Consider the following 26,809-nt stretch of genomic DNA (forward strand, 5'->3'; position numbering starts at 1 on the left):
CATAAAGGAGGAGTTTATCTTGAATCAAATGGATGCTAATGAAATTATTTCATTTATTTCAAACAGTAAAAAATCAACACCTGTGAAAGTATATTTAAAAGGGGATCAGCTTGAAAGCCTCGATTTTGGAGAGCAAGTACAAGACTTTGTCTCCGGACAATCTGGCGTCATTTTTGGAGAGTGGAAAGTCATCCAGCCTCTACTTGAAAAATACAGCAGTCAGATTAAAGATTATGTCATTGAGAATGATCGACGTAATTCAGCTATTCCACTTCTTGATCTGAAAAAAGTAAACGCACGTATTGAACCAGGCGCTGTCATCCGAGACCAGGTAGAAATTGGAGACGGAGCCGTCATTATGCTTGGTGCTATGATTAATATCGGATCTGTGGTCGGAGAAGGCACGATGATTGATATGAACGTCGTGCTTGGAGGTCGTGCTACGGTAGGTAAAAATTGCCACATCGGAGCTGGTGCTGTACTAGCTGGGGTTATTGAGCCTCCTTCCGCGAGTCCTGTTGTTATTGAAGATGGCGTGGTAATCGGTGCAAATGCTGTTATTCTTGAAGGCGTGACTGTCGGTGAAGGCGCTGTTGTAGCAGCCGGATCGATCGTTACCGCTGATGTAGAACCTAATACACTTGTAGCAGGAACACCGGCTAAGAAAATTAAAGATATCGACGACCAGACAAAATCAAAAACAGAAATTAAACAAGAACTTCGTAAATTAGATCAATAAGCACGAATGAGGCCTTGCTGAAGCAGCAAGGCCTTTCTTATAAGGAGGGTCCCTCGTGGAACTGGAACAATTAATAGAAGTACGACGAAATCTTCATCAGATCCCTGAGCTTGGATTTCAAGAAGAAAAAACGCAGAAATTCTTATTGAATTATATCAAACAGCTCCCTCAGGAGGCTCTGACCGTTGAAACATGGAGAACCGGCGTTTTTGTAAAAGTCGAAGGGGAAATTGGTAAGAAAACAATTGGCTATCGCGCAGACATCGATGGATTACCTTTAAATGAAGAAACGGGCTTCGACTTCTGTTCGGTCCATGAAGGAAGGATGCACGCCTGCGGTCATGATTTTCATATGACGATTGCTTTGGGTGCCTTGACGAGGCTTGCTTCAGAGCCGGCAGATTCTCATGTGGTTTTTCTTTTCCAACCGGCAGAAGAAGGCCCGGGAGGCGCAGAGCCTATGCTTCAGGCTGATTTTCTAAAGCGGCATAAACCCGATACCATATTTGCGCTTCACATCGCTCCAGAGCTGCCAGTAGGATCGGTATCCACGAAACCCGGCCTGCTATTTGCGAACACAAGTGAATTATTTATTGATTTTAAAGGTACAGGTGGTCACGCAGCTTTTCCTCATATGGCAAAGGATATGGTCGTTGCGGGCAGTACATTTGTTACTCACCTTCAGCAAATCGTCGCCCGGCGCGTCGACCCGCTCGACAGCGCAGTTATTACTATAGGTAAAATGGAAGCTGGCACAGTACAGAATATTATTGCTCAGGAAGCGAGACTTGAAGGAACAATCCGTACACTAACACCAGAATCTATGGATCAAGTGAAAGCTGAAATTGAAAAACTGGCCAGAGGATTTGAAATAAGCAACGACTGTCAGATTTCTATTCAATACGGCTCCAATTACCATCAGGTCTTTAATGATAAAGAAGCCGTGCAGAACTTTGCGCATGTGGTAGGTAGCTCTCCTTACAATTTCCAAGATGCAAATATGGCTATGACAGGGGAAGACTTCGGATACATGCTGAAGGAAATACCAGGCTTTATGTTTTGGCTTGGAGTAGATTCTGAGGCTGGACTGCATCAATCTGCGTTAAATCCTAAAGAAGAGGCTCTGCTTGTAGGGGTTAACCTGGTGGAAAGTCATATTAGAAGCCTAGAAACGAAATAGATGCATACCCATCTGCCTTCAGTAAACAATAAGAGATGGTTGTTAAAACAAGGCAGGGAGGTGGATGGTTATGAAAAGAATAGGGATTGAACAAAATCTGAGTGATATACGTTCAGCTCTTCAGCAAAAAGGGTATGAGTTGATTGAGATGAAAAAACAGGAGGATGCAGCAAGCTGTGACTGCTGTGTTATTTCCGGTCAGGACCGTAACGTCATGGGGATCATGGATGCCGAGACAAAAGCTTCTGTTATCGATGCTCATGGAAAAACTGCGGATGAGGTTTGTCAGGAAGTTGAGGCTCGTTTCTCCTAAGAAACAGATGGAGGTTTTTACCTCCAGTACATAGAACAGGGAGAGTTGCATTATGGAATCGACGATTAAACTATTAGCCGTAGCTGTTTTGATCATCCTCACAGCTTTTTTTGTGGCCAGCGAATTTGCGATTGTAAAAGTTAGAAAAACTCGGGTGGAAGCAAAAGCTGCAGAAGGAAATAAAAAAGCAAAAAATTCCCTGCGTGTTTTGAATAATCTTGATTATTATTTATCAGCCTGTCAGCTGGGTATTACAATTACCGCTTTAGGACTCGGGTGGCTTGGGGAGCCAACGCTTGTAATCCTGCTTGATCCTTTACTCGGTAATTTCAATTTACCCTCAGGAATTACCCATACCATTTCCTTTGCTATATCTTTCTTTATTATTACGTTTTTGCATGTAGTACTTGGAGAACTTGCTCCTAAAACCGTAGCGATTCAAAAAGCTGAAGCTATCACCCTTCTCCTAGCGAGACCTTTGATGCTTTACAGCAAACTCATGTATCCATTGATTTGGCTGTTAAATGGCTCAGCCAATGTACTGGTTCGACTGTTTGGTTTTCAAACGGCTAACGAGTCTGAGGAAGTCCATTCAGAAGATGAATTGAGACACATTTTAACGCAAAGCTATCAAAAAGGAGAGATCAACCGGTCTGAATACACCTACGTGGATCGTATTTTTGAGTTCGATAACCGGACGGCGAAAGAAATAATGATCCCACGGACTGAAATGGCTGTTATTGATATTAATCATTCCCTGAAAAACACTCTGCGTGAGATGAAACAGGAGCGGTATACGCGTTATCCAGTAGTCGATGGAGATAAGGACCAGGTGATCGGCATTATTCATATGAAAGAATTTTTTTATGAGGATGTCGAAGAACAGGGGTCGATTCGGTCTTTCGTCCGTCCGGTTATGAAAGTGTTTGAAAATGTACCGATTCATGATTTGCTGGTCAAAATGCAGAAGGATCGCACTCACATGGTTGTGCTGATGGATGAGTACGGCGGGACGTCTGGCATAGTAACTGTAGAGGATATACTCGAAGAAATCGTGGGTGAAATTCGGGATGAATTTGATCATGAAGAAGAACGGGAAATTAAGCGCTTGAAAAATGGACACTTCCTTCTGGAAGGTAAAACATCCATTCAGGATATCAATGAGTTCTTTGAATTAGATCTGGAACATGAAGATATTGATACGATTTCCGGTTGGATTTATACCCGCGATTATGATGCCAGGGAAGGGACGATTGTAGCTGAAGATAAATTACAGTTTAAAATCGTGGATATGGAAGACGGACAAATTAAGAAAGTGGAAGCATGGGAAGATACACAATAAAATAGCCCGGGTTTCCCCGGGCCAGTTGTAGAAAAAGAGTGCGATTAATCGTTCTCTTTTTTTGTTACATATACTTGATGCGGATAAGGAATTTCTATACCTGCCTGATCGAGAGCTTCTTTCATTGCTTTTCTCAAGTCTCTTTCTACAGCCCACTGTTCCATGTTTTCCGTTTTACCTAAGATGCGGATGACCACATCAGAAGAACCCAGGCTCTGAACACCAAGCACGCTTGGACCTTCTTTGAAACGCTCATCTGCTGCGAATTCGTCGGCTACTTCTTTTAATACAGTCATAGCCTGATCCATGTTTTCATCATAGCCAATACCGATATCCACCAGCGCGCGCATGTTTCCGCGGGAGTGATTGGCTACGCCTGAAATGTTCCGGTTTGGGATAAAATTCAGCGTTCCATCGAAACTGCGAAGCAGAGTCGTACGGATCCCTACTTCCTCAACTACTCCGTCATATCCGCCAGCAGTAACGTAGTCTCCTACTTCAACCTGCCGCTCTGATAATAGGAAAAAGCCTGTCACCACATCGGAAACCAGTCCTTGAGCACCAAAGCCAATGGCAAGACCCACAATTCCGGCTCCGGCGAGCAACGGTCCGATTTCGATTGTAAGCGCACTTAACACCATGACAATGAAAATGAAAGTAAGGGAATAGGAAAAAATATTAATAGCCAGTTTTTCAAGCGTCTGACTTCGTCCATCTGATAATTTCCGCTGATTGCTCATCCGCTTCATTGCCGCACCTATTGCTTTTTTGCCAAGTGGTTTCACAATAGAAAAGGCAATAATTAAAAGGAGAATCTTCAGTCCTCCTGAGATGATCCACTCTACGACCACAGAAGGATTGAACTTAAAACCTTCTTCAAATATATTCATTTTACGACTCCTTTCTCCAGAAACTTGCAAGGGTTCCTTTATAGAATATCGGAAAGTCCAGAATCATTTCAATTATTATTTTGTTTTTTGGTGAATGGTTAGGAATTTAATGGGCGAAATGGATATAGTTTTACTTTTCCGTTCATCTATTGTTTAATGAGAAACGGAGTGGTACATACTAATCGTAAGAAATAGTGTAAGTCATTCGAGAACCAGGCAGATTAAAATAATTGTTAGTTAACATTGACTATAATAAGGGTTCTCGTTATACTAAGTATTGTTAAAAAATGACTAATTTTCTAATTATTTTTCGGAGGGATTCAAATGGCAGAACGTATGGTAGCCAAGCAAGCACCACGCTTTGAAATGGATGCAGTACTTCCTAACAAAGAATTCGGTAAAGTTTCACTGGAAGAGAACATGAAGAACGACAAATGGACAGTCCTTTTCTTCTACCCTATGGACTTCACGTTTGTATGCCCTACAGAAATTACAGCGCTATCTGATCGTTTCGATGAATTCGAAGATCTAGATGCTGAAGTGATCGGTGTATCTACGGATACAATCCACACCCATCTTGCGTGGATCAATACTTCCCGCGAAGATAACGGTCTAGGTGACCTCGAATATCATCTGGCTGCAGATACAAATCACCAGGTCTCTAAAGACTACGGTGTTCTGATAGAAGAGGAAGGTGTGGCCCTGCGCGGTCTATTCATTATCAGTCCAGAAGGTGAACTGCAGTATCAGGTAGTTAACCACAACAATATCGGACGTGATGTGGACGAAACCCTTCGTGTGCTGCAGGCACTTCAAACTGGTGGACTATGTCCAGCTAACTGGAAGCCAGGTCAAGAAACCCTATAAATTCCCTTTACTAGATGAACGAAAGATTTAGGGTCTAACATGGCAGATGTTAGACCCTTTTTCACCTTATAAGAAGGAAGAGGAGGATTTTGAGTATGCGTTTAAGAACACCGATGCCAGAATTACCAGAAGCAACTACATGGTATAACAGTGAGCCATTAACGAAAGAAGATCTAGTCGGGGGTAAACCGACGTTAATCCACTTTTGGTCAGTCAGCTGTGGACTGTGTAAAGAAGCGATGCCCAACGTGAATGAATTTCGAGATGAATACAGCGAGAATCTAAACGTGATTGCGGTCCATATGCCGCGTTCCGAAAAAGACCTAGATTTAGATCAAATTCAGGAAGTAGCTAAAGAGCATGGTATTACTCAGCCGATATACGTGGATAATCAGCACGCTCTTACAGATGCTTTTGAAAATCAGTACGTTCCGTCTTATTATGTTTTCGATGAAGAAGGTAAGCTTCGTCACTTCCAAGCTGGCGGAGGCGGAGTGAAGATGCTTCGAAAGCGTGTAAACCGTGTACTTGGCATCAACCAAAAATAAGGAATGACAAGAAAGCAATTCCCATATAACTAGGGGGATTGCTTTTTTTATGTCAGCGGAGGTTAAATTATGGGTTTGTCATGTTGTTTTTGGTTTTTAATAAGGGACTGCGGGGGGACGGCTTGCTTTCCACAGCCCTGGATCGTGCATGGTCGAATCTGATCTTACGTAATCGGGGGCTTATAAAAATCATTTTTTATATTCAATACGGACTGATAAAAAGAATACGACCATTGTCACTGGATGAATGATTCAAAATGGCAGAAATTTTTAAAAATTGGAACGTAAGGGTGGCATTTTATTTCGATACCCGATATATTTATAACTACGTTAAAAATATTTGGAGGAGGGGGATTATGGAGACTTTTAAAAAATTAAAGCAGTTTTACTGGCCCTACCGCAAGTTCTTTTTCTTATCGGTATTATCACTGATATTTGTAGCTGGAATTACGGTAGTTTATCCAGTCATACTGCAAAAAACGATTGATGAAGTAATACGTGGTGAGGAGTATAGTTTAATCCCATACATTTGCGGCATTTTTATTTTGTTAATGATCGTGAAGGGAATTGCGACCTATTTTCATCAATACTTAGGAGAGTACTTCGGAATCAGCTCCGTTTTCACTTTGCGGGATGAATTATATAAAAAGCTGCAACGTCTATCCTTTAAATATTACGATAATGCGAAGACAGGAGACTTGATGTCACGGTTAACAGCAGATGTAGAAGGGTTCCGCTTCTTTTTATCCTTTGGTTTTTCTGAACTCATTCGTATTACATTGTTAATTGTGATCAGTTTAAGTGTGATGTTTTATTACTCCATTCCTCTTGCTCTCGTGACGATGGGGGCTATGCCGTTCCTTGCTATTGTGGTTTATAGTTTTGATCGGAGAGTACACCCGGCTTTCCGGCGGATTCGGAAGTCGTTTGGGAAACTGAATACGAGAGTACAGGAAAATATCAGCGGCATGAATACGGTGAAATCATTGTCGAGGGAAAGTTTTGAGATCGGCAGGTTTTCGGATCGAAGTGAAGATTATCGATCGAAATATATTACGACATCCAATATATGGGCGCGTTTCTTTCCACTGATGGAATTCATCGGTAACGTATGCGTGGTTGCTCTGCTTGCATACGGAGGTTACTTAGTTATCGAAGGATCGCTTCAATTAGGGGAATTGGTCGCCTTTTTCAGTCTAGTATGGTATATTCTTGGACCGCTTATGAACTTAGGGTTCGTCATTAACCTTTTCTCCCAATCAAAAGCTTCTGGAGAACGATTACTTGAGATTCTGGAAGCAGAAGAGGATATTAAGGAGAAAGAAGATCCCATTGTCGAAGATCGCTTGCAGGGTCATGTGACATTTGAAGATGTGACCTTAACCTATTCAAAAGATGATGATTCAGCCCTGAAACATATTTCGTTTGATGCCCCTCCCGGCAAAACGATTGGTTTAATTGGTGCCACCGGTGCAGGTAAAAGCAGTATTACGCAACTGATCACCAGATTTTATGAACCAGAGAAAGGACGGGTTTTACTCGATGGTACGCCGGTTCAAGCATTTGGACTGAAGACTCTTAGGAAAAACATCGGATTTGTCCTGCAGGAATCTTTCCTGTTTTCTACTACGATTAAAGAAAATATATCTTACGGCAATCCAGATGCCACGATTGAAGATGTGATGGATGCAGCTAAACGGGCGCAGGCACACGACTTCATCATGGAAATGCCGGAGGGTTATGACACCCTGCTTGGTGAACGCGGCATGGGACTGTCTGGAGGGCAGAAGCAGCGGATTGCGATTGCACGAGCTATCCTGATTGATCCTTCTGTACTTATTTTAGACGATGCAACTTCAGCCGTGGATATGGAAACGGAGTTTCAAATTCAAAAGGCGCTGCAAGAGGTCATGAAAGGGAGGACAACCTTCATTATTGCCCACCGTATCTCTTCCTTGAAACATGCGGATGAAATTCTCGTACTGGAAGACGGGGAAGTAAAAGAGCGAGGCATTCATGACGAACTTGTTGAAAACGGCGGTCCATATCAGAGGATCTATGATATCCAGTATCAGGATAAAGAAAAAATACTCAATGCTTCTAATGCTTAAAGAAGGGAGGAGAACCAGGTGGCAAAAAAACCGAAACATAAACCTGTCACGAATAAACATTTAAATCGTTTTAAATATACACAGGATCAGGCAGTTGAAAAGCCCTTTAACTGGTCGCAAATGTGGAGACTGCTGCGTTATGTAAAGCCTTACTCTAAAACATTGCTTCCAATTTCTATCATCGCGATGCTCGTATCAACGATTGTCCGTCTGGTAGTGCCAATCTTAATTGGTCGAGTAGCCATTGATAAAGCGATCGGCAACAGTGATACTAATCTTTTAATTCAACTCGTTGTCGGTATTTCTATTCTTTATCTGCTTAGTTATATTGCAAATACACTGCGGATTAAATATGTAAATATTTTAGGTCAGAATGTGATTTATGACCTCCGGCAGCACTTGTTTTCGCATGTACAGCGGCTTTCTCACAAATTCTTTGATTCAAGATCAGCAGGTTCCATTCTAGTAAGAATTATGAATGATATTAACTCCCTTCAGGAATTGTTTACGAATGGTATTATTAACTTACTTATGGATGTGGTTATGCTTACCGGGATTATCGGAATTTTGTTCTGGATGAGCCCGAAGCTTGCCTTAGCCATACTTGTGATCATGCCGCTTATGTTTTACATTTCTACTAAGCTGCGCCGTAATATCAGGCGCTCCTGGCAGGATGTGAGGATTCAGCAGTCTCGACTCAACTCTCATTTGAACGAAAGCATTCAGGGGATTCGAATTACGCAATCTTTTTCACAGGAAAGAGAAAATGCGGAGTACTTCGATGGCGTGAACACAGATAATTTTCAGTCCTGGAATACGGCCACTAGAAAAAGTGCCATGTTCCGGCCGTTTGTAGAGATGAGTAATGCGGTAGGAACCGTTATCCTTATTTCTTTCGGTGCTTATTTGATTCTGAGCGGAGATATCTCGATTGGTAAATTCGTTTCCTTTGCCTTTTTCCTGGGTATGTTCTGGGAGCCGATTTCAAGGCTTGGCATGATGTACAATCAAATGCTTATGGCCATGGCATCATCAGAAAGGATTTTTGAGTTCCTGGATGAACAGCCAAATGTAGAAGAAAAGACAAATGCGGTTGAACTGAAAGACATGAAAGGTCATATAGAATTTGATCATGTTCAATTTGCTTATGATGAAAAACGGATTGCCCTCCATGATATCAATTTAGAAATGAAACAAGGAGAGACAGTGGCTCTCGTCGGGCACACTGGGTCCGGGAAATCGACCATTGCGAATTTAATCAGCCGTTTCTACGATCCAACAAAAGGAGCGGTTAAAATTGACGGAGTCAATTTGCAGGATGCGACGATTGACAGTGTGCGCCAGCAAATCAGTGTGGTCCTGCAGGATACCTTTATCTTCTCCGGAACCATTCTTGAGAATATCCGCTTTGGTCGTCCAACTGCCAGTGATGAAGAAGTGAAGGAAGCGGCTAAAGTGGTAGGAGCAGAGGATTTCATTAACCGTTTAAGTGATGGGTATGATACAGAAGTAGAAGAGCGTGGTAGTATTCTATCGGCTGGAGAAAAACAGCTGCTTTCATTTGCCCGTGCTTTACTTGCAAATCCGCGGATTCTTATTTTAGATGAAGCTACCGCAAGCATCGATACTGAAACGGAAGTTCGCATCCAGAAAGCCCTGCGTAAACTATTACACGGTCGAACGGCCATTATTATTGCTCACCGGCTGTCCACGATCCGTGAAGCAGACAATATTTATGTCCTGGAAAATGGACATATTCTTGAGAACGGTTCACACGATGAATTAATGGATCAAAAAGGTGAGTATTACGAATTAGTGAAAGCACAATTCCAAATGCTTGATGCGATTTAAAGAAAAGTTTCGCAAAATGACTCCATGCTTGTCAGATCCGTGTGGTTTGGAAGGAGCCATTTTCTAATCAGGGAAGAGCTGCTTACGAAGCCAGGTCGTTATCCGTAAATCCTTTAGTCTGATTATAAAAGACACCCTCTTCCGGGGTGTCTTTTTGTGTGCAATTTTTCGTTAGAAACCTTAGGGGATAGGGAATAGAAATTACATAACATTCAAGCGAACCTTTAGACATAAATGCTTGTATCGTGTATCATAAATTTAAAATTAAGACTTTGTGAAGTTTGTCACAAAATAGTCAAATACCTATTATGCCTAAACCGTTTTCACCTATTATACTAGGAATAGATTGTCTGAAAACATAAGATTGACTAGCAGTAAGAGGGGGAAGGGAAGATGTTTGATTTAGATAGTGCAACACTAAGCCGTATGCTGACTGCACTTACTCTCGGGTATCACGCGATTTTTGCGACGCTTGGAGTAGGTATTCCCGTCATGATATCCATAGCAGAATTTATAGGAATTAAAAAGAAAGATCCTCACTATACGCTGCTTGCAAGACGCTGGACAAGAGGATTTACCATAACAGTGGCCGTAGGGGTTGTGACAGGAACCGCAATTGGATTGCAGCTCTCCTTGTTATGGCCGAGTTTTATGCAGCTGGCAGGTAAGGTAATCGCTTTACCTTTATTTATGGAAACTTTCGCTTTCTTCTTTGAAGCGATATTTTTGGGGATCTATCTTTATACATGGGACCGTTTTAAAAATCCTATGTATCACTGGCTGTTATCTATTCCTGTAGTGATCGGTTCTACATTATCAGCTTTCTTCATCACTTCGGTTAACGGTTTTTTAAACACTCCGCAAGGGTTTGAACTTGAAGGAGATACAGTCACTTCTATTCAACCGTTAGCTGCAATGTTCAACCCAGCGACGCCTACGAAGGTTTTTCACGTCGTTTCTACATCTTATTTAACCGCAGCAGCTGTCCTGGCAACTATTGCTGCCATTTATCTATTGAAAAAGAAAAATACCCTCTACCACATGAAGGCGCTAAAGCTTACGGTGGTTTCTGTGTTTATTTTTGCCATAGCTACGGCTATTGCAGGTGACTTATCTGCCAAGTTTCTTGCTGAAGAGCAGCCGGAAAAACTAGCAGCTGGAGAATGGCATTTTGAAACGGAAGAAGGAGCAGACTTAGTGGTCTTTGGGACATTAAATGAAAATCAGGAAGTAGAGAATGCGATTCGAATTCCAAATGCCCTAAGCTTTTTAGCACACGGTGATTTTAATGCAGAGGTCACCGGACTGGACCAAATTCCAGATGACGAAGAGCCGCCGCTTTGGATTCACTATATGTTTGACTTGATGGTATCAATCGGTTTCTTCACTCTTGGAATTTCCCTTATGTACCTGGTTTTCTGGAAGGTGAAGAAGTGGAACGAATATCATCCGCTGCTCTTATGGGGGATTGCATCGCTGGGACCACTGTCCATGGCCGCGATCGAATTTGGCTGGGTATTCGCTGAACTTGGACGTCAGCCATGGATTCTGAGAGGATTTATGACTGTCTCTGAAGGGGCAACAACTTCTCCATATGTCGGATGGATGCTTATTCTGTTCATCGGCTTATACACTGTACTCTCGATCGGCTGTGTGATTGCGCTTCGTAAGATATTTAAAGGAAACCCGGCTGAACATGAGCTTGAACATCGTTATCCTGAAGTAGCCGCTGCAAAGGAGGGTAACTAACTCATGAGTTACGAATTAGTTGGTATTTCTGTACTTTGGCTGTTTCTATATGGCTACCTGATTGTGGCATCGATTGACTTCGGTGCCGGGTTCTTTGCTTATTTTGCTAAAGTTACAAAAAAAGATCACATCATTAATAAACTGATTTCTCGTTACCTATCCCCTGTCTGGGAGGTAACCAATGTATTTTTCGTGTTTTTCTTTGTTGGATTGATTGGATTTTTCCCGGATATGGCTTATTACTTTGGCCAATCCTTATTAATCCCGGGAAGTATTGCGATTGTCCTGCTTGCTATTCGAGGCTCGTTTTATGCCTTTGAAAACTATGGTTCAAAAGAGAATCATCTGTACATGTTTTTGTATGGAGCCACAGGCCTGTTGATACCCGCTGCTCTATCGACGGCCCTCACCATATCGGAAGGTGGTTATATTAAAGAAACGGAAAACGGGGTGCAGCTGATGTACGGAGAGCTGTTTTCCAGTCCTTATTCCTGGAGTGTCGTTTTCCTAGCCATCGTCTCTGTTCTGTATATCAGTTCCATGTTCCTAGCCTATTATGCAAAGCGTGCCGGGGACGAGCCTGCTCTTGATTTAGTTAGGAAGTATGCATTGTTCTGGAGTTCGCCAACCATTATTGCCAGCCTGACCACGTTTATCGCACTCAGTCAGCAAAACCCAGAACACTTCCAGCGGGCGATCGATCTGTGGTGGGTTTTTGGAATTTCGGTAGCTTTCTTTATGGCTGCAGTCTTCCTAATCTATCAAGGGAAATATTATGGATGGGCGTTCATCGCCGTTATGCTTCAATTCTTTGTAGCCTTTTTCGGGTACGGAGTCTCCCATCTTCCTTATCTCCTTTACCCGTACGTAACACTGTCTGGCGGAGTGACAAGTGAAGCTATGGCGGTAGCCTTAATTGTCGTGTTTATAGCCGGATTATTTTTACTCATTCCATCCCTTATCATGCTGATGCGGATGTTCCTATTTGATGCGGATTATGTCAAAGGTAAGAAGTAAAAAGTTGTTCATGCAGCTTGCAGAGGACCTGCCTGGTTCTCTGCAAGTTTTTTTTAATTGTATTTTGATGGATTTTGACACATTTTTACTTTATGATGTGCAGAAGCGTATAATGTGATAGAATAACGTTAGATTTTTACTGAAAAGATGGAGGACGCGCCATGAAAAAAGAATTTGCCGTGATAGGTCTTGGGCGGTTCGGCGGCAGTATCTGCCGTGAGCTAAGCCGTGAGGGAATGGAAGTATTAGCTCTGGACCTTGATGAAGATAAAGTGAACGAATATAGAGATATAGCGGCTCATGCTGTAATCGCTGATTCTACAGATGAAAACGTGCTGCGAGAACTTGGCCTGCGTAATATTGATCACGTCATTGTGGCGATAGGAGATAATATACAAGCGAGCATTCTCACGACATTAATGCTGAAGGAATTAGGCATCAAAACGATCACTGTTAAAGCTCAGAATGATTATCATGAAAAGGTATTGGCTAAAATCGGGGCTGATCACGTCGTTCACCCTGAGCGTGATATGGGTAAACGTATCGCTCATAATATCATTTCCAATAACATACTTGATTACATTGAACTCTCCGATGACCACAGTGTCGTAGAGGTTAAAGCAGGAAGCAAAATGAGCGGACGTACCCTTGTGGATCTTGATATTCGTGCTGAATACGGGTGTAACGTTGTTGCTATTAAAAGAAAGAAAGATGTCATTGTTTCCCCAATGGCTACAGAAGAAATTCGCGAAAATGATGTATTGATTGTCATTGGAGCGGATAAAGATATTAGTCGTTTCGAAAAGAATCTCGTAGTCGAGGACTAATCATAGCCATTAGAAACCCTGCCCAGTTGGCAGGGTTTTTTTAGTTTGGATCGTGACACTATCATGAAGCTTTTCATTAATGGGCTTAGTTAAATCTTCGTGTTGATTATTAAAGATAAGCTTCCGTTTGTGGAAGACTCAGTTTCGAGATAAATGGGGTCCGTTACAATATGAGGAGAGGGCTGGTGGGGAAATAACTCGTCTTGTTCCATCACCCAGACACTCGAGACATAAGCCGTTCATCAACGGCTGGAAAAACACCATTCTTTTGATGCTCGGCTTATGCTGTTCGTGTCTTTCGGGGTGATTGCACATTTGAACACTTTCCTATGGGGGAACGGTGAGCTTCCTCGCTCGTTTCACTCCCTGCGGGATCTCACCTAGTTCCTTCTCCCATGGGAGTCTCGCTATTTCCACCCAACCCAGCGATTTCGAGATAAACGGACCCTGATATAGGAGAAAGAAGGCATGCTCTATTTGCCTCAAATGCTTATATAACAGGGTTTCTACAATTAACCACACGTAAAGATCAGTGTAGATCATAGATGATCCTTGTTCATTGAATGGCGTTTATGCAGAAAAATTTCGAGCTCTCAATGATCGCAAAGGGGCGGAAGGGAACGGCGAAGACTCCTGCGGGATAAGCTGTTTAGGTGAGACCCCGGAGAGCTTTAGCTCGAGGAGGCTCAACAAACGCCCGCGGAAAGCGAGTCGTTCCCTGGAGCACCTTTCTCCACACAATATCTCGAAACTGAGTCTTATAGTACACGGCCCGATACTTAAATAAGCTTCTTATGAAAGTCAGAAAAATGATTTAACAGAATGAATTAGTCAAAGAAAGTTATTTCTTCATATTCATTTTTTAATAGCAACTAAATATCTCTTCCTGTGAAGGTAGTTTCAATGAAACCTTGAAACCATTTACAATAAATGGCATGAAAAGGAGCTAAAAATATTTATTTTTTCTGGTTAGTTTACTTCTTAAGTAAAAGGGAAATATAGGATGCTATAGACGATATTCATCGCACTAGGAAACTTAGGAAGGATGATACTTATGTTCGATCAACGTACAGGAGAGCTATTAACCCAGCAATTAATTGATTGGGGAGTCCATCATATATACGGAATGCCGGGAGATTCCATTAATGAGTTTATTGATGATATAAGAAAAAGAGAAGAGGAACTTTCATTTATTCAGGTAAGACATGAAGAGACAGGGGCGCTCGCAGCAGCAGCTTATGCGAAACTTACCGGAAAATTAGGAGTTGCACTATCCATCACTGGTCCAGGGGCTATTCATCTATTGAACGGTCTCTATGATGCCAAAGCCGACCAGGCGCCTGTTCTGGCTATTGTAGGCCATGTTCATAGCGATGAAGTGGGAACCGGGGCCTTTCAGGAGCAAAACCTGGAGCGCATGTTTGATGATGTAGCCGTCTTCAATAAAAGGGCTGCCTCTCAAGAACAGCTGCCGGACCTCATGGATCAGGCCGTAAGAGAAGCTTACGCAAAAAAAGGTGTTTCTGTGCTGATTGTCCCGGATAATCTTTTTGCAGCTAAACAAACGGATGACGTACGCTTAAGATCAAGTAATATATTTCAGCCTGAAATGATGCCAAAACAAGATCATATGCTGGAAGCAAAGAAATTAATTGAGCAAGCAGAAAGACCGGTTATTTTAGCAGGTAAAGGAGCAGCCAATGCAAGAGAAGAATTAATGGCTTTTGCTGAAACCATTAAAGCTCCTGTAATTTTGAGTCTTCTTGCCAAAGGGCTATTACCAGATCACCATCCATACTGCCTCGGGCATACTGGACAAATTGGTACGAAGCCGGCTTATCATGCCATGAAAGAAACAGATCTTCTTATTCTCATAGGAACTCAGTTCCCTTATCGCGATTTTCTTCCCGATCAAGTAGATGCTATTCAAATTGATAATAAAACGGAGCACCTCGGCAAATATTATCCAATTAAACTAGGTTTAGCAGGGGATGCGAAAGAAACGATGGAGGCTCTGGCTAAAGGGATAACCACCATAGAAGAACGTCCTTTCCTGGAAAAATATCAGGAAAAAATGAAGAACTGGCATATTGCGCTTCAAGAGGAGAAGCGTTCGGAAGAGAATCCATTACATGCACCTCAGGTTATGTACGAACTTGAAAAGCACATGGAGTCCGGAGCGGTCATCTCAGGAGATGTAGGGAATGTGACAGTTTGGATTTCACGGTTCTTATCGTTTGTCGATCAGAAGTTTGTTATTTCTGGATGGCTTGCAACCATGGGAAGTGGGCTGCCGGGTGCGATTGCAGCTCAAATTGCCTATCCAGAGAAACAAGTAATCGGCATTGTAGGCGACGGCGGATTTTCCATGGGTATGCATGACTTTGTTACAGCCGTTAAATATAATCTCCCTATAAAAATTATTGTGTTAAACAACAGCAAAATCGGCTTAATCAAATATGAACAAGCTCAAATGGGCCATGCCAATCATGCCACCAATTTAGGTGAGATGAATTTCGCGAAATTCGCTGAGTCCTGCGGAGGGCAAGGGTATCGAATTGAAAGCTATGAAGAGCTGGGACCAAAAATGAAGCAGGCTTTCGTATCCAACCAACCGGTAATTATCGATGTAGCCATTGAAGACATGGCTCCGCTGCCAGGGCACATCGACTATCAGTCGGCTGTTAACTACTCCCAATATATTGTTAAGAACTTTTTTGAAAATGGATCTTTAGAGCTCCCAGATTTGAAAAAAGCTTTAAAACGATTATAAATTTATAATGCTTTTACAGCCGTAGCTTGGTGCCTTTACGAGGTTACGATTTAAGCGAACTCCTTATAAAAAAACCCCCGCTGAATTAAATTCAGCGGGGGTTTTTCCATGTCTTAAACTTCCATAATGATCGGAAGGATCATTGGACGTCGTTTTGTTTTTTCAAATAAGAACGGTGCAATGGTATCTGTAATCTCATTTTTAATTTCAGACCACTGCGTGGTACGGCGTTCCATAACTTTTTCAACATGATTGTTTACAAGCTTCTGCGCTTCTTTAATCAAGTCTTCCGATTCTCTCATATAGACGAATCCGCGAGAGATGATGTCTGGACCTGAAGCGATCTTGAACTCTTTCATGTTAATACTTACTACAACGATAACAAGACCTTCTTCAGAAAGAATACGTCTATCTCTCAGTACGATGTTACCAATGTCACCAATTCCGCTTCCATCTACATAGACGGAGCCGGATGGAATTTTACCGGCAACCATGGCTTCATCTTTACCAAGAGCTAAAACATCACCGTTATCCATTACAAAGCAATCTTCAGGAGCTAGATCACAATCGTGACTTAACTTCGCATGTTCTTTCAGCATACGGTACTCACCGTGGATCGGCATGAAGAAGCGAGGCTGAATCAGACGAAGCATCAGCTTCATTTCTTCACGGCTGCCGTGACCGGAGGTATGAATGTCATTCAATGGGCCGTGGATGACTTCGGCTCCTGCACGATATAATTTATTAATCGTGCGGCTGACACTGATCGTGTTACCAGGGATTGGGGAAGAGGAAAACACGACGGTGTCGCCAGGCATAATTTGAATTTGACGGTGAGTTCCATTGGCAATGCGGGATAGAGCTGCCATTGGTTCACCTTGAGAACCGGTACACAGGATAACCACTTCGTTGGCCGGAAGACGGTTGATTTGCTGCGCATCAATGAACGTATCTTTAGGTGCGCGGATATAACCGAGCTCCTGTCCGATACGAATGGACGATTCCATACTGCGTCCGAAAACAGCAACTTTTCTGCCGTTTTTAACCGCCGATTCAACAACTTGCTGTAATCGGTGGATGTTTGAGGCAAAGGTTGCGAATATCAAACGTCCGTCTACGCGAGTGAATATATCATCAATGCTTTGTCCAACTACACGTTCTGACTTGGTAAAGCCAGGTACTTCACTATTCGTACTATCTGATAACAGGGCGAGAACTCCTTCTTTTCCAATCTCAGCCATACGAGCTAAATTGGCAGGTTCTCCGACAGGGGTGAAATCAAATTTAAAGTCTCCGGTATGAACAATGTTACCCGGAGGTGTTTTCACAACGATTCCGTAAGAATCCGGAATGCTGTGAGTGGTACGGAAAAAGGATACAGATGTTTTACGGAATTTAATTACGTCGTCTTCCTGAATGGTATGCATCTTCGTGTTACGAAGCAAACCGTGCTCATCAAGCTTATTACGAAGTAAGCCTGCAGCTAGTTTACCAGCATATATAGGAATATTGATTTCACGTAATAAATAAGGGATCCCGCCAATATGGTCTTCGTGACCATGCGTGATAAAAAGTCCTTTAATTTTATCCTGATTTTGAACTAAATAGGTATAGTCAGGAATAACATAGTCAATTCCCAGAAGTTCATCTTCAGGGAATTTAATACCTGCATCAATGAGGATGATTTCGTCTTGAAACTGAACGCCGTATGTGTTTTTTCCAATTTCGCCGAGGCCGCCAAGGGCGAATACAGCTGTTTGGTCGTTTTTAACAAATTTCATGCGTTACAGATTCTCCACTTTATAATCTTCGGATTGTTGCTCATAAGCCAGGTGATCCTCATTAAGCACCTGGATATATTCGATGTTAAATCCTTTATTAGCCAATTTTTCACGAACTCTTCTTTCGGTTTCCGCTTCTACGTACATGGCTTGTGTACGTTCACGGACAGGAACTTCTTTCGCCAGTTCCTGATATAGTACTTTGTATATCATTACTTTATCGCTCCTAACTAGATATAATTTCCACATTCTTGTCCTGTCATTAATAATAGCACGTTTAATTATCGTATGGTAATGATAACGGTAGTTGAACTAGCTGTAGAGCCATCCGGCCAGTGAGCTCTCTAAGCATATGTCTTACGTTCCATCAATTTTTTCCAACGTTTTTTCAGCTTTTTTAACAATCGCTTCATCATGGTGAATCCATCCCCTTTCACTGATGAAAAAAGCACTAAAACGCTAACCGCCCAATCCCTGTTACTACTAGTATAATACGGTTTGATAAAGAATGAAACATTTACATAGTAGAATTTGTTATTATGGTTTGTTTTTCTTCTCAAATTTATCCTCTCGTGCTACAGTATAGCCAAACAATTTACTTAATTATGATAGGATATCCAAATAGTTATGAAAAACAGAGATGGAGGAACTTTTATGGACAAGAAAATCGCCTTTTTCGATATCGACGGCACATTACTAAATCATCAAAAACAATTGCCAGAAGAAACGAAAGAAGCTATTAAACAGCTGCAAAATTCTGGCGTGTACTGTGCCATTGCTACAGGACGTGCACCATTTATGTATGAAGAAATAAGGGAAGAACTTGGAATCGATTCCTTTGTAAGCTTTAATGGTCAGTACGTTATTTTTGAAGGGGAAGTGGTGTATAAGAATCCTCTTCCAGAAAATTATTTAGAAGAATTATATGAACACGCTCAGGAAAATGACCATCCTATGGTGTTTATGAATCATGAAACGATGAGAGCTTCCGAATCGGACCATACACATATTGAAAAAAGCCTGGGTTCTCTTTTTTTCGATTACCCTCAAGTAGATGATTCTTTCTATAAAGGCCGGGAAATCTTTCAATCCCTACTGTTTTGCCAGGGAGGGGAAATTGATGATTATCGAGATGTCCATAAAGCGTTTGATTACATCCGTTGGCATCCTTACTCCTGTGATGTTTTACCAGGAGGAGGGTCAAAAGCCGAGGGGATTAAAAAAATGATTGAAGCAGCTGGTCTTCGAATTGAGGATTCGTTTTCATTTGGGGACGGGTTGAATGATATTGAAATGCTGCGGGAAACAGGTACAGGAGTAGCCATGGGAAATGCTGTTCCTGAAGCTAAGCAGGTAAGTGATATGGTTACCACGGATGTAAATGAAGGTGGACTAGTAAAAGCCATCTACGACTTGGGACTAATAAATACCCGCACCTGAATAGGAAGTATTGATAATAAACTAAAGCTCCCGTTTCTGTAAGACTCAGTTTCGAGATAACTCGGGTCCATTGCCAAGAAAAGGGTGGGGCGGCTACGGAAACAACTCGCTTTCCTGCGGGGGAACTGGCAAGCCTCCTCAGTCGTTAACACTCCCTGTGGGGTCTCGCCTCGCTCCTTCTCCCGCGGGAGTCTCGTCGTTTCCTCCGCCACCCCAACGATATCTAGTGAACGGCCCCTGCTATAGAAGACAGGAGCCAAGCTGTATCTGCCTCAAATGCTTCTATAACAGGGTTCCTACACGTAAACAACCAGTAAAAATCAAAGGGAATATAGAGGATTCTTGTTCATGGGAAGGTGTTTATGCAAAGACTTTTGAGCTCTCCATGATCGCAAAGGGGCGGAAGGGAACGGCGAAGACTCCTGCGGGATGAACATGATCGGTGAGATCCCGGAAGGCGAAGCCTGAGGAAGCTCACCACATGCCAGCGGAAAGCGAGTCGTTCCCTGGAGCCCCTATCTCTACAAAATATCTCGAAACTGAGTCTTCAACTAAACGGCCCTATTGTTGAATAAACCTGTTTTGAATAACACTAATAACGTTTGAACGTTAGGATTATGTTCTCTGATAAAACCATTAAAAAAAGCCTGCCGGACTCCTGGCAGGCTTTTTTATTTTATCGATCAGCGGGTACAGCATTTTCGGGTTCTTTGAATGGATCATCCGGGTCGATATGGTCATAAAACATAATGCCATGAAGATGATCAATTTCATGTTGAAACACAATGGCTGCATAATCTTTAAGCCGTAATTTTACCTCCGTGCCTTCAAGGTCTGTAGCTTTTACCGTGATCCGGCGATACCTTGGCACATAACCAGGTACTTCACGGTCCACAGATAAGCATCCTTCTCCAGTCGAAAGGTAGGTACGTTCCACCGAATGGCTTACAATACGCGGGTTAAATAGTCCGTAGCTGTAAAGTTTATCTTTCAAATCAATAAAATGCACAGCAAGCATTCGCTTGTTTACGTTTATCTGCGGCGCAGCTAGCCCAACGCCTGGACGCAGACCATATCGATCACACACTTGTTCATCTTGACTATTTTTCAAATACTGAAGCATAGATTCCAATGTTTCATTGTCTTCTTCAGAAGGAGGGAGCGCTACTTCCTCTGTCACTTTCCGGAGGGCAGGGTGCCCTTCACGGACAATATCTTCCATAGTTATCATACTAAACATCCTTTCCCACTTGAACATTATATCATCTTATATAAATAGGGAAGCAGACCTGTGTCTTTGCTCCAAGATTATTGGAAACATTTGAAAAAAGTCACTTCCAATTTAATTTCATTTATTATACTATTGTACATATCACAAGATTACAATCATGTTTTTGGACAGTCTGCATAAAGGGGGAGACAGTGATCGTGCGTTTACGTTTGTTTATGGTATTGGCAGCAGCCGTATTTATTATGTCTGCTTGTACAGGTCCTTCGGCTCAAGAAGAGGTGTATAATCACCTTGAGGAAGCGGTTAAGAAAGAGGAAGGATTCCGGGAACAACAGCAGCCTCTCGTTAAGTTGGAAAACGAAGAGCAGGAGCTCTATGAGAAAATAATTGATTTGAATATGGATCAATTCGATAAAATTCAGTCGCTCTCTAAGGAAGCAGCCGGAATTGTACAAGAAAGACAGGAGAAGCTAGAAGCTGAAAAAGAAAGTATTGAAGCCGCCAAGGAAGAATTCGATGAGATCAAACCACTTATCGATGAGTTAGATGAAGAACAGGCAGATGCGAAAGAAAAAGCCGAGGCGCTGGTGGAGACAATGGATAACCGTTATCAAGCCTATCAGAAATTATACGATGCTTATAATGAAGCCTTAAAACTTGATAGTGAGTTGTATGAGATGCTTCAAAACAAAGAGTTAGCCGAAGAAGACATGCAGAAAAAAATTGAAAGTATTAATAACAGCTATAATCAGGTAATTGAGGCAAACGAAGAGTTCAACCAATATACAGAACAGTATAATAATCAGAAAAAAGAACTTTACGAAGCACTTGAGCTCAATGTATCTTATGAAGAAAGTGAAAAGTCTGAAGAATAGCTCAATCAAAAAGCAAGTTTTACATATTAATCAACCGTCAGCGTCTGGCGGTTTTTTTATTTGCATGAAACAGAGAAAAAACTTAAAATTAATACAGGCTTAATTTTTCAATGGTACAGTAGATACGTTAATTCTCACTTTTTTCTCGTTTTATCCACCCTTTATGCAGGGCATAGAACTATATATAGGTTATAGGTGAGGTTGTAATTGACGAATGATGACGAATTGAGCTAAACTACTAAGTGGAGCTACATTGTACCATTAAATAATCCAGGGAAAATGTAACAGTTTTACTGAGATCTTACGTATGATTAGTGAAGTTGTGTACAGGGTAATACGTAAAGAGCAAATCTGTACAGTTTTTTTTCATATTTGGGAAAGCTACTCACATCATCTATTTTTAGAATAAGAAAGGAAGAGGTGAACGATTTTGAAACGTACTCTTGAGAACATCGAAAATCAGTTCGAAATGTTTCAAATCATGAACGAAGAAGGCGAAATCGTCAATGAAGACGCAATGCCTGATTTGTCAGACGAAGATTTAAAAGAAATTATGAAGCGTATGGTTTATACGCGTATTCTGGATCAGCGTTCCATTGCGTTAAACCGTCAGGGACGTCTAGGTTTCTACGCTCCTACAGCAGGACAGGAAGCTTCTCAGCTTGGAAGCCAGTATGCATTGGAGAAAGCAGATTTTATCCTTCCAGGCTATCGTGATGTGCCTCAGCTGATCTGGCACGGCCTTCCGTTATACCAGGCTTTCCTATTCTCCCGCGGCCACTTTAAAGGGAATCAAATGCCAGAAGGCGTAAATGCAGTAAGTCCTCAAATCATTATCGGTGCTCAAATTACACAAGCAGCTGGTGTTGGACTAGGCTTTAAAAAGCGCGGCCAAGATGCAGTGGCTATTACTTATACCGGCGACGGCGGAGCATCCCAGGGTGACTTCTATGAAGGAATTAACTTTGCCGGAGCCTTCGGTGCACAGGCGATTTTCGTTGTGCAGAATAACCGCTTTGCGATCTCTGTACCAGTTGAAAAGCAATCCGCAGCTCAAACCATTGCGCAAAAAGCGGTTGCAGCTGGTATTGAAGGAATGCAAGTAGACGGTATGGACGTACTTGCTGTTTATGCAGCTACAAAAGAAGCTCGTAAACGTGCAGTTGACGGTGAAGGTCCTACATTGATTGAGACTCTTACTTACCGTTATGGCCCACACACAATGGCTGGTGACGACCCAACACGTTACCGTACAGACGAGGAAGACAGCGAATGGGAGAAGAAAGACCCAATCGTCCGTTTCCGTAAGTATCTTGAAGGTAAAGACTTGTGGTCTGAAGAAGAAGAAAATGAATTAATTGAAAAAACAAAACAAGAAATCAAAGCTGCAGTTAAAGAAGCAGACAATACACCTAAACAAAAAGTTACTGATCTGATCAGCAACATGCACGAACAACTTCCACCTAACTTAAAAGAACAGTTGGAAGAATATAAGGAAAAGGAGTCGAAGTAGACCATGGCACAAATGACAATGATCCAAGCTATCACAAACGCGATGCATACCGAGCTTAAAAACGATGAAAACGTGCTGATTTACGGTGAAGACGTTGGTCAAAACGGCGGAGTATTCCGTGCGACAGAAGGTCTTCAAGACGAATTCGGTGAAGATCGCGTATTCGATACACCACTAGCTGAATCTGGAATTGGCGGTATGTCCATCGGACTTGCTTTGACTGGGTTCCGTCCAGTACCTGAAATTCAGTTCTTCGGTTTCGTTTATGAAACAATGGACGCTATTAATGGTCAAATGGCCCGTTACCGTTATCGTACAGGTAACACACGCTCCATGCCGATTACGATTCGTTCACCTTTCGGCGGCGGGGTGCATACACCGGAACTTCACGCAGACAGTCTCGAGGGGCTAATGGCTCAGCAGCCTGGTGTACGTGTGGTTATTCCATCTACCCCTTACGATGCAAAAGGACTATTAATTTCTTCTATTCGTGATAATGACCCGGTCCTTTTCCTTGAGCATATGAAACTCTACCGCTCTTTCCGCGGCGAAGTTCCAGAAGAGGAATACACGATTGAACTTGATAAAGCAGATATTAAACGTGAAGGAACCGATGTTACTCTAGTAGCGTATGGTGCAATGGTTCACTCCTGCCTGAAAGCAGCTGAAGAACTAGAAGAAAATGGTGTAAGTGCTGAAGTTATCGACCTTCGTACAGTCAGCCCAGTTGACTACGAAACCATTCTTGAATCTGTTAAGAAAACAAACCGTGCTGTTGTTGTACAGGAAGCACAAAAGCAGGCAGGTATTGCAGCAAGCGTAGCTGCTGAAATTCAAGAAAAAGCTATTCTGCATCTTGAGGCTCCAGTACTGCGTGTTCATGCACCAGATACTGTTTATGCATTCACTCAAGCAGAGGAAGTTTGGCTTCCAAACTACAATTCTGTAGTTGAAAAAGTTAACCAAGTAATGAACTTTTAATTATTTTAAAAATGGGAGGTAGTAAGCGTGGCATTTGAATTTAAACTGCCTGATATCGGTGAAGGTATCCACGAAGGTGAAATTGCCAAATGGTTTGTAAAACCAGGTGATGAAATTAAAGAAGACGACGTCATTTGCGAAGTGCAAAACGATAAAGCAGTTGTTGAAATTCCGTCTCAAGTCGATGGTACAGTAAAAGAAATCCATGTCGATGAAGGCGAAACAACTACAGTAGGAACGGTCATTATTACAATCGATGACGGCTCCGAAGACACAGGTTCTGATGAAGGTTCTTCTGATGATTCCGCAGAGGAAACTAAAGAAGAGCCGAAAGAAGAAAAACAATCAGAGCAACAAGAAGAAAAATCTGCTTCTGAACAGCCAGCAGCTCAAGATGACAGCGACGTAGATGACGATAAGCGCGTGGTAGCTATGCCATCCGTTCGTAAATTTGCCCGTGACAACGATGTAGATATCCGTAAAGTACAAGGCTCTGGTAAAAACGGCCGTATCTTGAAAGAGGATGTCGAAAGCTTCATGAGCGGTGATCAAGCAGAAGCTCAAGATACGACGTCAACAGAAGAAGCAGAAGAGCAAGAAACAGCAGCAGCGGCTCAGACAGCTCCAGCAGCTGGAGAAGCGTATCCTGAAACTCGCGAGAAAATGAGCGGTATGCGTAAAGCTATTGCTAAAGCTATGGTGAACTCTAAACAGACAGCTCCTCACGTAACCCTTATGGATGAAGTAGACGTTACGGAACTTGTCGCTCACCGTAAGAAGTTCAAAGCAGTGGCTGCTGAACAGGATATTAAGCTGACTTACTTGCCTTATGTAGTAAAAGCGCTTGTATCAACTCTTAAGAAATATCCTGTATTAAATACGTCACTAGATGACGATAAAGATGAAATTATTCAAAAACACTATTATAATATTGGTATTGCGGCAGACACCGACAAAGGCTTACTTGTACCAGTGGTGAAAGATGCAGACCGTAAGTCGATCTTCTCCATTTCAAGTGAAGTGAACGAATTGGCAGTCAAGGCCCGCGATGGTAAACTAACATCTGAAGAAATGAAAGGCGCATCTACAACGATTACAAATATCGGATCCGCCGGCGGTCAATGGTTTACTCCAGTAATTAACCATCCAGAAGTTGCTATTCTTGGAATTGGACGTATTGCTGAAAAACCAATGGTTCGTGATGGCGAAGTAGTAGTGGCTCCTGTTCTTGCAATTTCCCTAAGCTTTGACCACCGTATCATCGATGGTGCAACAGCTCAGCATGCAATGAATAACATCAAGCGTTTACTGAACGATCCACAACTAATTATGATGGAGGCGTAAAGTATGGTAGTAGGAGATTTTCCAATTGAACTAGATACGTTAGTCATTGGAGCGGGACCTGGCGGCTATGTAGCTGCCATCCGTGCCGCTCAAACTGGACAGAACGTAACAATCGTAGACAAAGGTAACCTTGGAGGTGTCTGCTTGAACGTAGGCTGTGTACCTTCCAAAGCGCTTATTCAAGCGGGTCACCGCTTTGAACATGCTAAAGGTGCCGAAGACATGGGCATTAAGTCTGAAAACACAACAGTAGACTTTTCCAAAGTACAAGAGTGGAAGAGCGGAGTCGTTCAGAAGCTTACTGGCGGTGTAGAAGGACTGCTTAAAAACAATAAAGTCGATATCGTAAAAGGTGAAGTCTATTTCGTAGATAAAAATACCGTGCGCATTATGGATGATAAGAACTCCCAGACGTACACGTTTAAAAATTGCATTATCGCGACTGGCTCCCGTCCAATTGAACTTCCTAACTTCAAGTTCTCCAAGCGTGTCATAGACTCAACTGGAGCACTAGCTCTTGATGAAGTACCGAAAAAATTAGTCGTTATCGGCGGCGGTTATATTGGTACAGAACTTGGTACAGCCTATGCGAACTTCGATACGGAAGTAACAATCCTTGAAGGCTTAAACGACATTCTAGGCGGCTTTGAAAAGCAAATGTCTTCTCTTGTTAAGAAACGCTTGAAGAAAAAAGGCGTAGATATCGTTACTAATGCAATGGCACAAGGTGTAGAAGAGACAGAAGATGGCGTAAAAGTAACCTATGAAGTAAAAGGTGAAGAGAAAACCATCGAAGCTGATTACGTACTTGTAACCGTAGGACGCCGTCCGAATACAGACGAAATCGGTCTGGAAGAACTTGGCGTTGAAATGAGCGATAAAGGTGTTATTCAAATTGATAAGCAATGTCGCACAAACTTTGATAACATTTATGCGATCGGTGACATCGTTGATGGACCTCCGCTTGCTCATAAAGCTTCATATGAAGGTAAAATCGCAGCGGAAGTTATTGCTGGTGAGAAATCAGAAATTGATTATCTAGGCATCCCTGCTGTAGTGTTCTCCGATCCTGAACTTGCTTCTGTCGGTTATACAGAAGATGAAGCCAAGGAAGCTGGATATGATGTGAAAGCATCTAAGTTCCCATTCGGCGCTAACGGACGCGCGCTTTCTCTTAATGATAGTGACGGGTTCTTGAAACTGATTACTCGTAAAGATGATAATTTAGTAATTGGTGCTCAAATCGCTGGACCAAATGCAAGTGACATGATCTCTGAACTAGGTCTTGCTATTGAAGCAGGCATGACTGCTGAAGATCTTGCCTTGACTATTCATGCTCACCCAACTCTAGGTGAGATTACCATGGAAGCTGCTGAAGTAGCTATGGGCAGCCCAATTCACATCACTAAATAAAGATATTAAAAACTCCTGAACCAC

At 42.3% G+C, this 26,809-nt stretch carries 22 protein-coding genes; 18 read left to right on the forward strand and 4 right to left on the reverse strand.

All coding sequences use genetic code 11. The annotated features are described in order from the left end of the window. Positions 1 to 19: 19 nt before the first annotated feature. From dapD to ACTWPM_RS03970, 4 genes are all read left to right on the forward strand, one after another. Complete coding sequence (gene dapD, locus ACTWPM_RS03955; RefSeq protein WP_443131769.1) at positions 20 to 739, forward strand: 2,3,4,5-tetrahydropyridine-2,6-dicarboxylate N-acetyltransferase; 720 nt, start codon at positions 20 to 22, stop codon at positions 737 to 739. Positions 740 to 794: 55 nt separating this feature from the next. Then, positions 795 to 1,919: an N-acetyldiaminopimelate deacetylase gene (locus tag ACTWPM_RS03960; RefSeq protein ID WP_443131770.1), complete on the forward strand. Its 1,125-nt coding sequence runs from the start codon at positions 795 to 797 to the stop codon at positions 1,917 to 1,919. 70 nt (positions 1,920 to 1,989) lie between these two features. After that, positions 1,990 to 2,232, forward strand: a complete 243-nt coding sequence (locus ACTWPM_RS03965; protein ID WP_443131771.1) for a YkuS family protein — start codon at positions 1,990 to 1,992, stop codon at positions 2,230 to 2,232. Between the two features lie 52 nt (positions 2,233 to 2,284). Continuing rightward, the gene (locus ACTWPM_RS03970) at positions 2,285 to 3,574 is read left to right on the forward strand and encodes a hemolysin family protein (RefSeq protein ID WP_443131772.1); all 1,290 of its coding nucleotides are present in this window, start codon (positions 2,285 to 2,287) and stop codon (positions 3,572 to 3,574) included. Between the two features lie 44 nt (positions 3,575 to 3,618). Here ACTWPM_RS03970 and ACTWPM_RS03975 read toward each other — a convergent pair whose 3' ends face one another. Beyond that, the gene (locus tag ACTWPM_RS03975; protein ID WP_443131773.1) at positions 3,619 to 4,464 is read right to left on the reverse strand and encodes a mechanosensitive ion channel family protein; all 846 of its coding nucleotides are present in this window, start codon (positions 4,462 to 4,464) and stop codon (positions 3,619 to 3,621) included. 324 nt (positions 4,465 to 4,788) lie between these two features. On the opposite strand from ACTWPM_RS03975, the gene ACTWPM_RS03980 reads away from it, so the two are divergent. The 8 genes from ACTWPM_RS03980 (at position 4,789) to ACTWPM_RS04015 (ending at position 16,207) form a co-directional block, all read left to right on the forward strand. Next, on the forward strand, positions 4,789 to 5,331 hold the full coding sequence (locus ACTWPM_RS03980; RefSeq protein ID WP_422167788.1) for a peroxiredoxin: 543 nt from the start codon (positions 4,789 to 4,791) through the stop codon (positions 5,329 to 5,331). Positions 5,332 to 5,426: 95 nt separating this feature from the next. Continuing rightward, positions 5,427 to 5,879: a TlpA family protein disulfide reductase gene (locus ACTWPM_RS03985; RefSeq protein WP_443131774.1), complete on the forward strand. Its 453-nt coding sequence runs from the start codon at positions 5,427 to 5,429 to the stop codon at positions 5,877 to 5,879. Between the two features lie 356 nt (positions 5,880 to 6,235). Next, positions 6,236 to 7,990, forward strand: a complete 1,755-nt coding sequence (locus tag ACTWPM_RS03990) for an ABC transporter ATP-binding protein (RefSeq protein ID WP_443131775.1) — start codon at positions 6,236 to 6,238, stop codon at positions 7,988 to 7,990. An 18-nt stretch (positions 7,991 to 8,008) separates the two neighbouring features. Continuing rightward, positions 8,009 to 9,841, forward strand: a complete 1,833-nt coding sequence (locus tag ACTWPM_RS03995) for an ABC transporter ATP-binding protein (protein WP_443131776.1) — start codon at positions 8,009 to 8,011, stop codon at positions 9,839 to 9,841. A 393-nt stretch (positions 9,842 to 10,234) separates the two neighbouring features. Continuing rightward, the gene (locus ACTWPM_RS04000; RefSeq protein ID WP_443131777.1) at positions 10,235 to 11,590 is read left to right on the forward strand and encodes a cytochrome ubiquinol oxidase subunit I; all 1,356 of its coding nucleotides are present in this window, start codon (positions 10,235 to 10,237) and stop codon (positions 11,588 to 11,590) included. 3 nt (positions 11,591 to 11,593) lie between these two features. Beyond that, the gene (locus tag ACTWPM_RS04005; protein ID WP_443131778.1) at positions 11,594 to 12,607 is read left to right on the forward strand and encodes a cytochrome d ubiquinol oxidase subunit II; all 1,014 of its coding nucleotides are present in this window, start codon (positions 11,594 to 11,596) and stop codon (positions 12,605 to 12,607) included. 161 nt (positions 12,608 to 12,768) lie between these two features. Further along, positions 12,769 to 13,434 (forward strand): potassium channel family protein, encoded by a 666-nt coding sequence (locus tag ACTWPM_RS04010; RefSeq protein ID WP_014643042.1) that lies wholly within the window; start codon positions 12,769 to 12,771, stop codon positions 13,432 to 13,434. A 1,054-nt stretch (positions 13,435 to 14,488) separates the two neighbouring features. Beyond that, the gene (locus ACTWPM_RS04015) at positions 14,489 to 16,207 is read left to right on the forward strand and encodes a pyruvate oxidase (RefSeq protein WP_443131779.1); all 1,719 of its coding nucleotides are present in this window, start codon (positions 14,489 to 14,491) and stop codon (positions 16,205 to 16,207) included. A 113-nt stretch (positions 16,208 to 16,320) separates the two neighbouring features. Here ACTWPM_RS04015 and rnjA read toward each other — a convergent pair whose 3' ends face one another. Continuing rightward, positions 16,321 to 17,988, reverse strand: a complete 1,668-nt coding sequence (rnjA, locus tag ACTWPM_RS04020) for a ribonuclease J1 (RefSeq protein ID WP_014643044.1) — start codon at positions 17,986 to 17,988, stop codon at positions 16,321 to 16,323. A 3-nt stretch (positions 17,989 to 17,991) separates the two neighbouring features. Beyond that, positions 17,992 to 18,201, reverse strand: coding sequence for a DNA-dependent RNA polymerase subunit epsilon (locus tag ACTWPM_RS04025; protein WP_443131780.1), 210 nt, complete (start codon positions 18,199 to 18,201; stop codon positions 17,992 to 17,994). A 441-nt stretch (positions 18,202 to 18,642) separates the two neighbouring features. Between ACTWPM_RS04025 and ACTWPM_RS04030 the strand changes: the two genes are divergently transcribed. Continuing rightward, positions 18,643 to 19,428 (forward strand): Cof-type HAD-IIB family hydrolase, encoded by a 786-nt coding sequence (locus tag ACTWPM_RS04030; RefSeq protein WP_443131781.1) that lies wholly within the window; start codon positions 18,643 to 18,645, stop codon positions 19,426 to 19,428. Positions 19,429 to 20,104: 676 nt separating this feature from the next. Here ACTWPM_RS04030 and def read toward each other — a convergent pair. Continuing rightward, positions 20,105 to 20,659, reverse strand: coding sequence for a peptide deformylase (gene def / locus ACTWPM_RS04035; protein WP_443131782.1), 555 nt, complete (start codon positions 20,657 to 20,659; stop codon positions 20,105 to 20,107). Between the two features lie 191 nt (positions 20,660 to 20,850). Here def and ACTWPM_RS04040 point away from each other — a divergent pair, with 191 nt between their 5' ends. The 5 genes from ACTWPM_RS04040 to lpdA all read left to right on the forward strand — a co-directional run bounded on the left by ACTWPM_RS04040 (position 20,851) and on the right by lpdA (position 26,785). Next, on the forward strand, positions 20,851 to 21,534 hold the full coding sequence (locus ACTWPM_RS04040) for a YkyA family protein (protein WP_443131783.1): 684 nt from the start codon (positions 20,851 to 20,853) through the stop codon (positions 21,532 to 21,534). Between the two features lie 469 nt (positions 21,535 to 22,003). Continuing rightward, positions 22,004 to 23,047: a pyruvate dehydrogenase (acetyl-transferring) E1 component subunit alpha gene (gene pdhA, locus ACTWPM_RS04045; protein WP_443131859.1), complete on the forward strand. Its 1,044-nt coding sequence runs from the start codon at positions 22,004 to 22,006 to the stop codon at positions 23,045 to 23,047. A 3-nt stretch (positions 23,048 to 23,050) separates the two neighbouring features. Further along, positions 23,051 to 24,028: an alpha-ketoacid dehydrogenase subunit beta gene (locus ACTWPM_RS04050; protein ID WP_443131784.1), complete on the forward strand. Its 978-nt coding sequence runs from the start codon at positions 23,051 to 23,053 to the stop codon at positions 24,026 to 24,028. A 27-nt stretch (positions 24,029 to 24,055) separates the two neighbouring features. Next, positions 24,056 to 25,372 carry a dihydrolipoamide acetyltransferase family protein gene (locus tag ACTWPM_RS04055; protein ID WP_443131785.1) on the forward strand — a complete coding sequence of 439 codons (1,317 nt, stop codon included), beginning with the start codon at positions 24,056 to 24,058 and terminating at the stop codon, positions 25,370 to 25,372. Between the two features lie 3 nt (positions 25,373 to 25,375). Beyond that, positions 25,376 to 26,785 carry a dihydrolipoyl dehydrogenase gene (gene lpdA / locus ACTWPM_RS04060; RefSeq protein ID WP_443131786.1) on the forward strand — a complete coding sequence of 470 codons (1,410 nt, stop codon included), beginning with the start codon at positions 25,376 to 25,378 and terminating at the stop codon, positions 26,783 to 26,785. Positions 26,786 to 26,809 lie beyond the last annotated feature (24 nt).

Source organism: Halobacillus sp. K22 (genome assembly GCF_052246795.1).
GTDB lineage: Bacteria > Bacillota > Bacilli > Bacillales > Halobacillaceae > Halobacillus.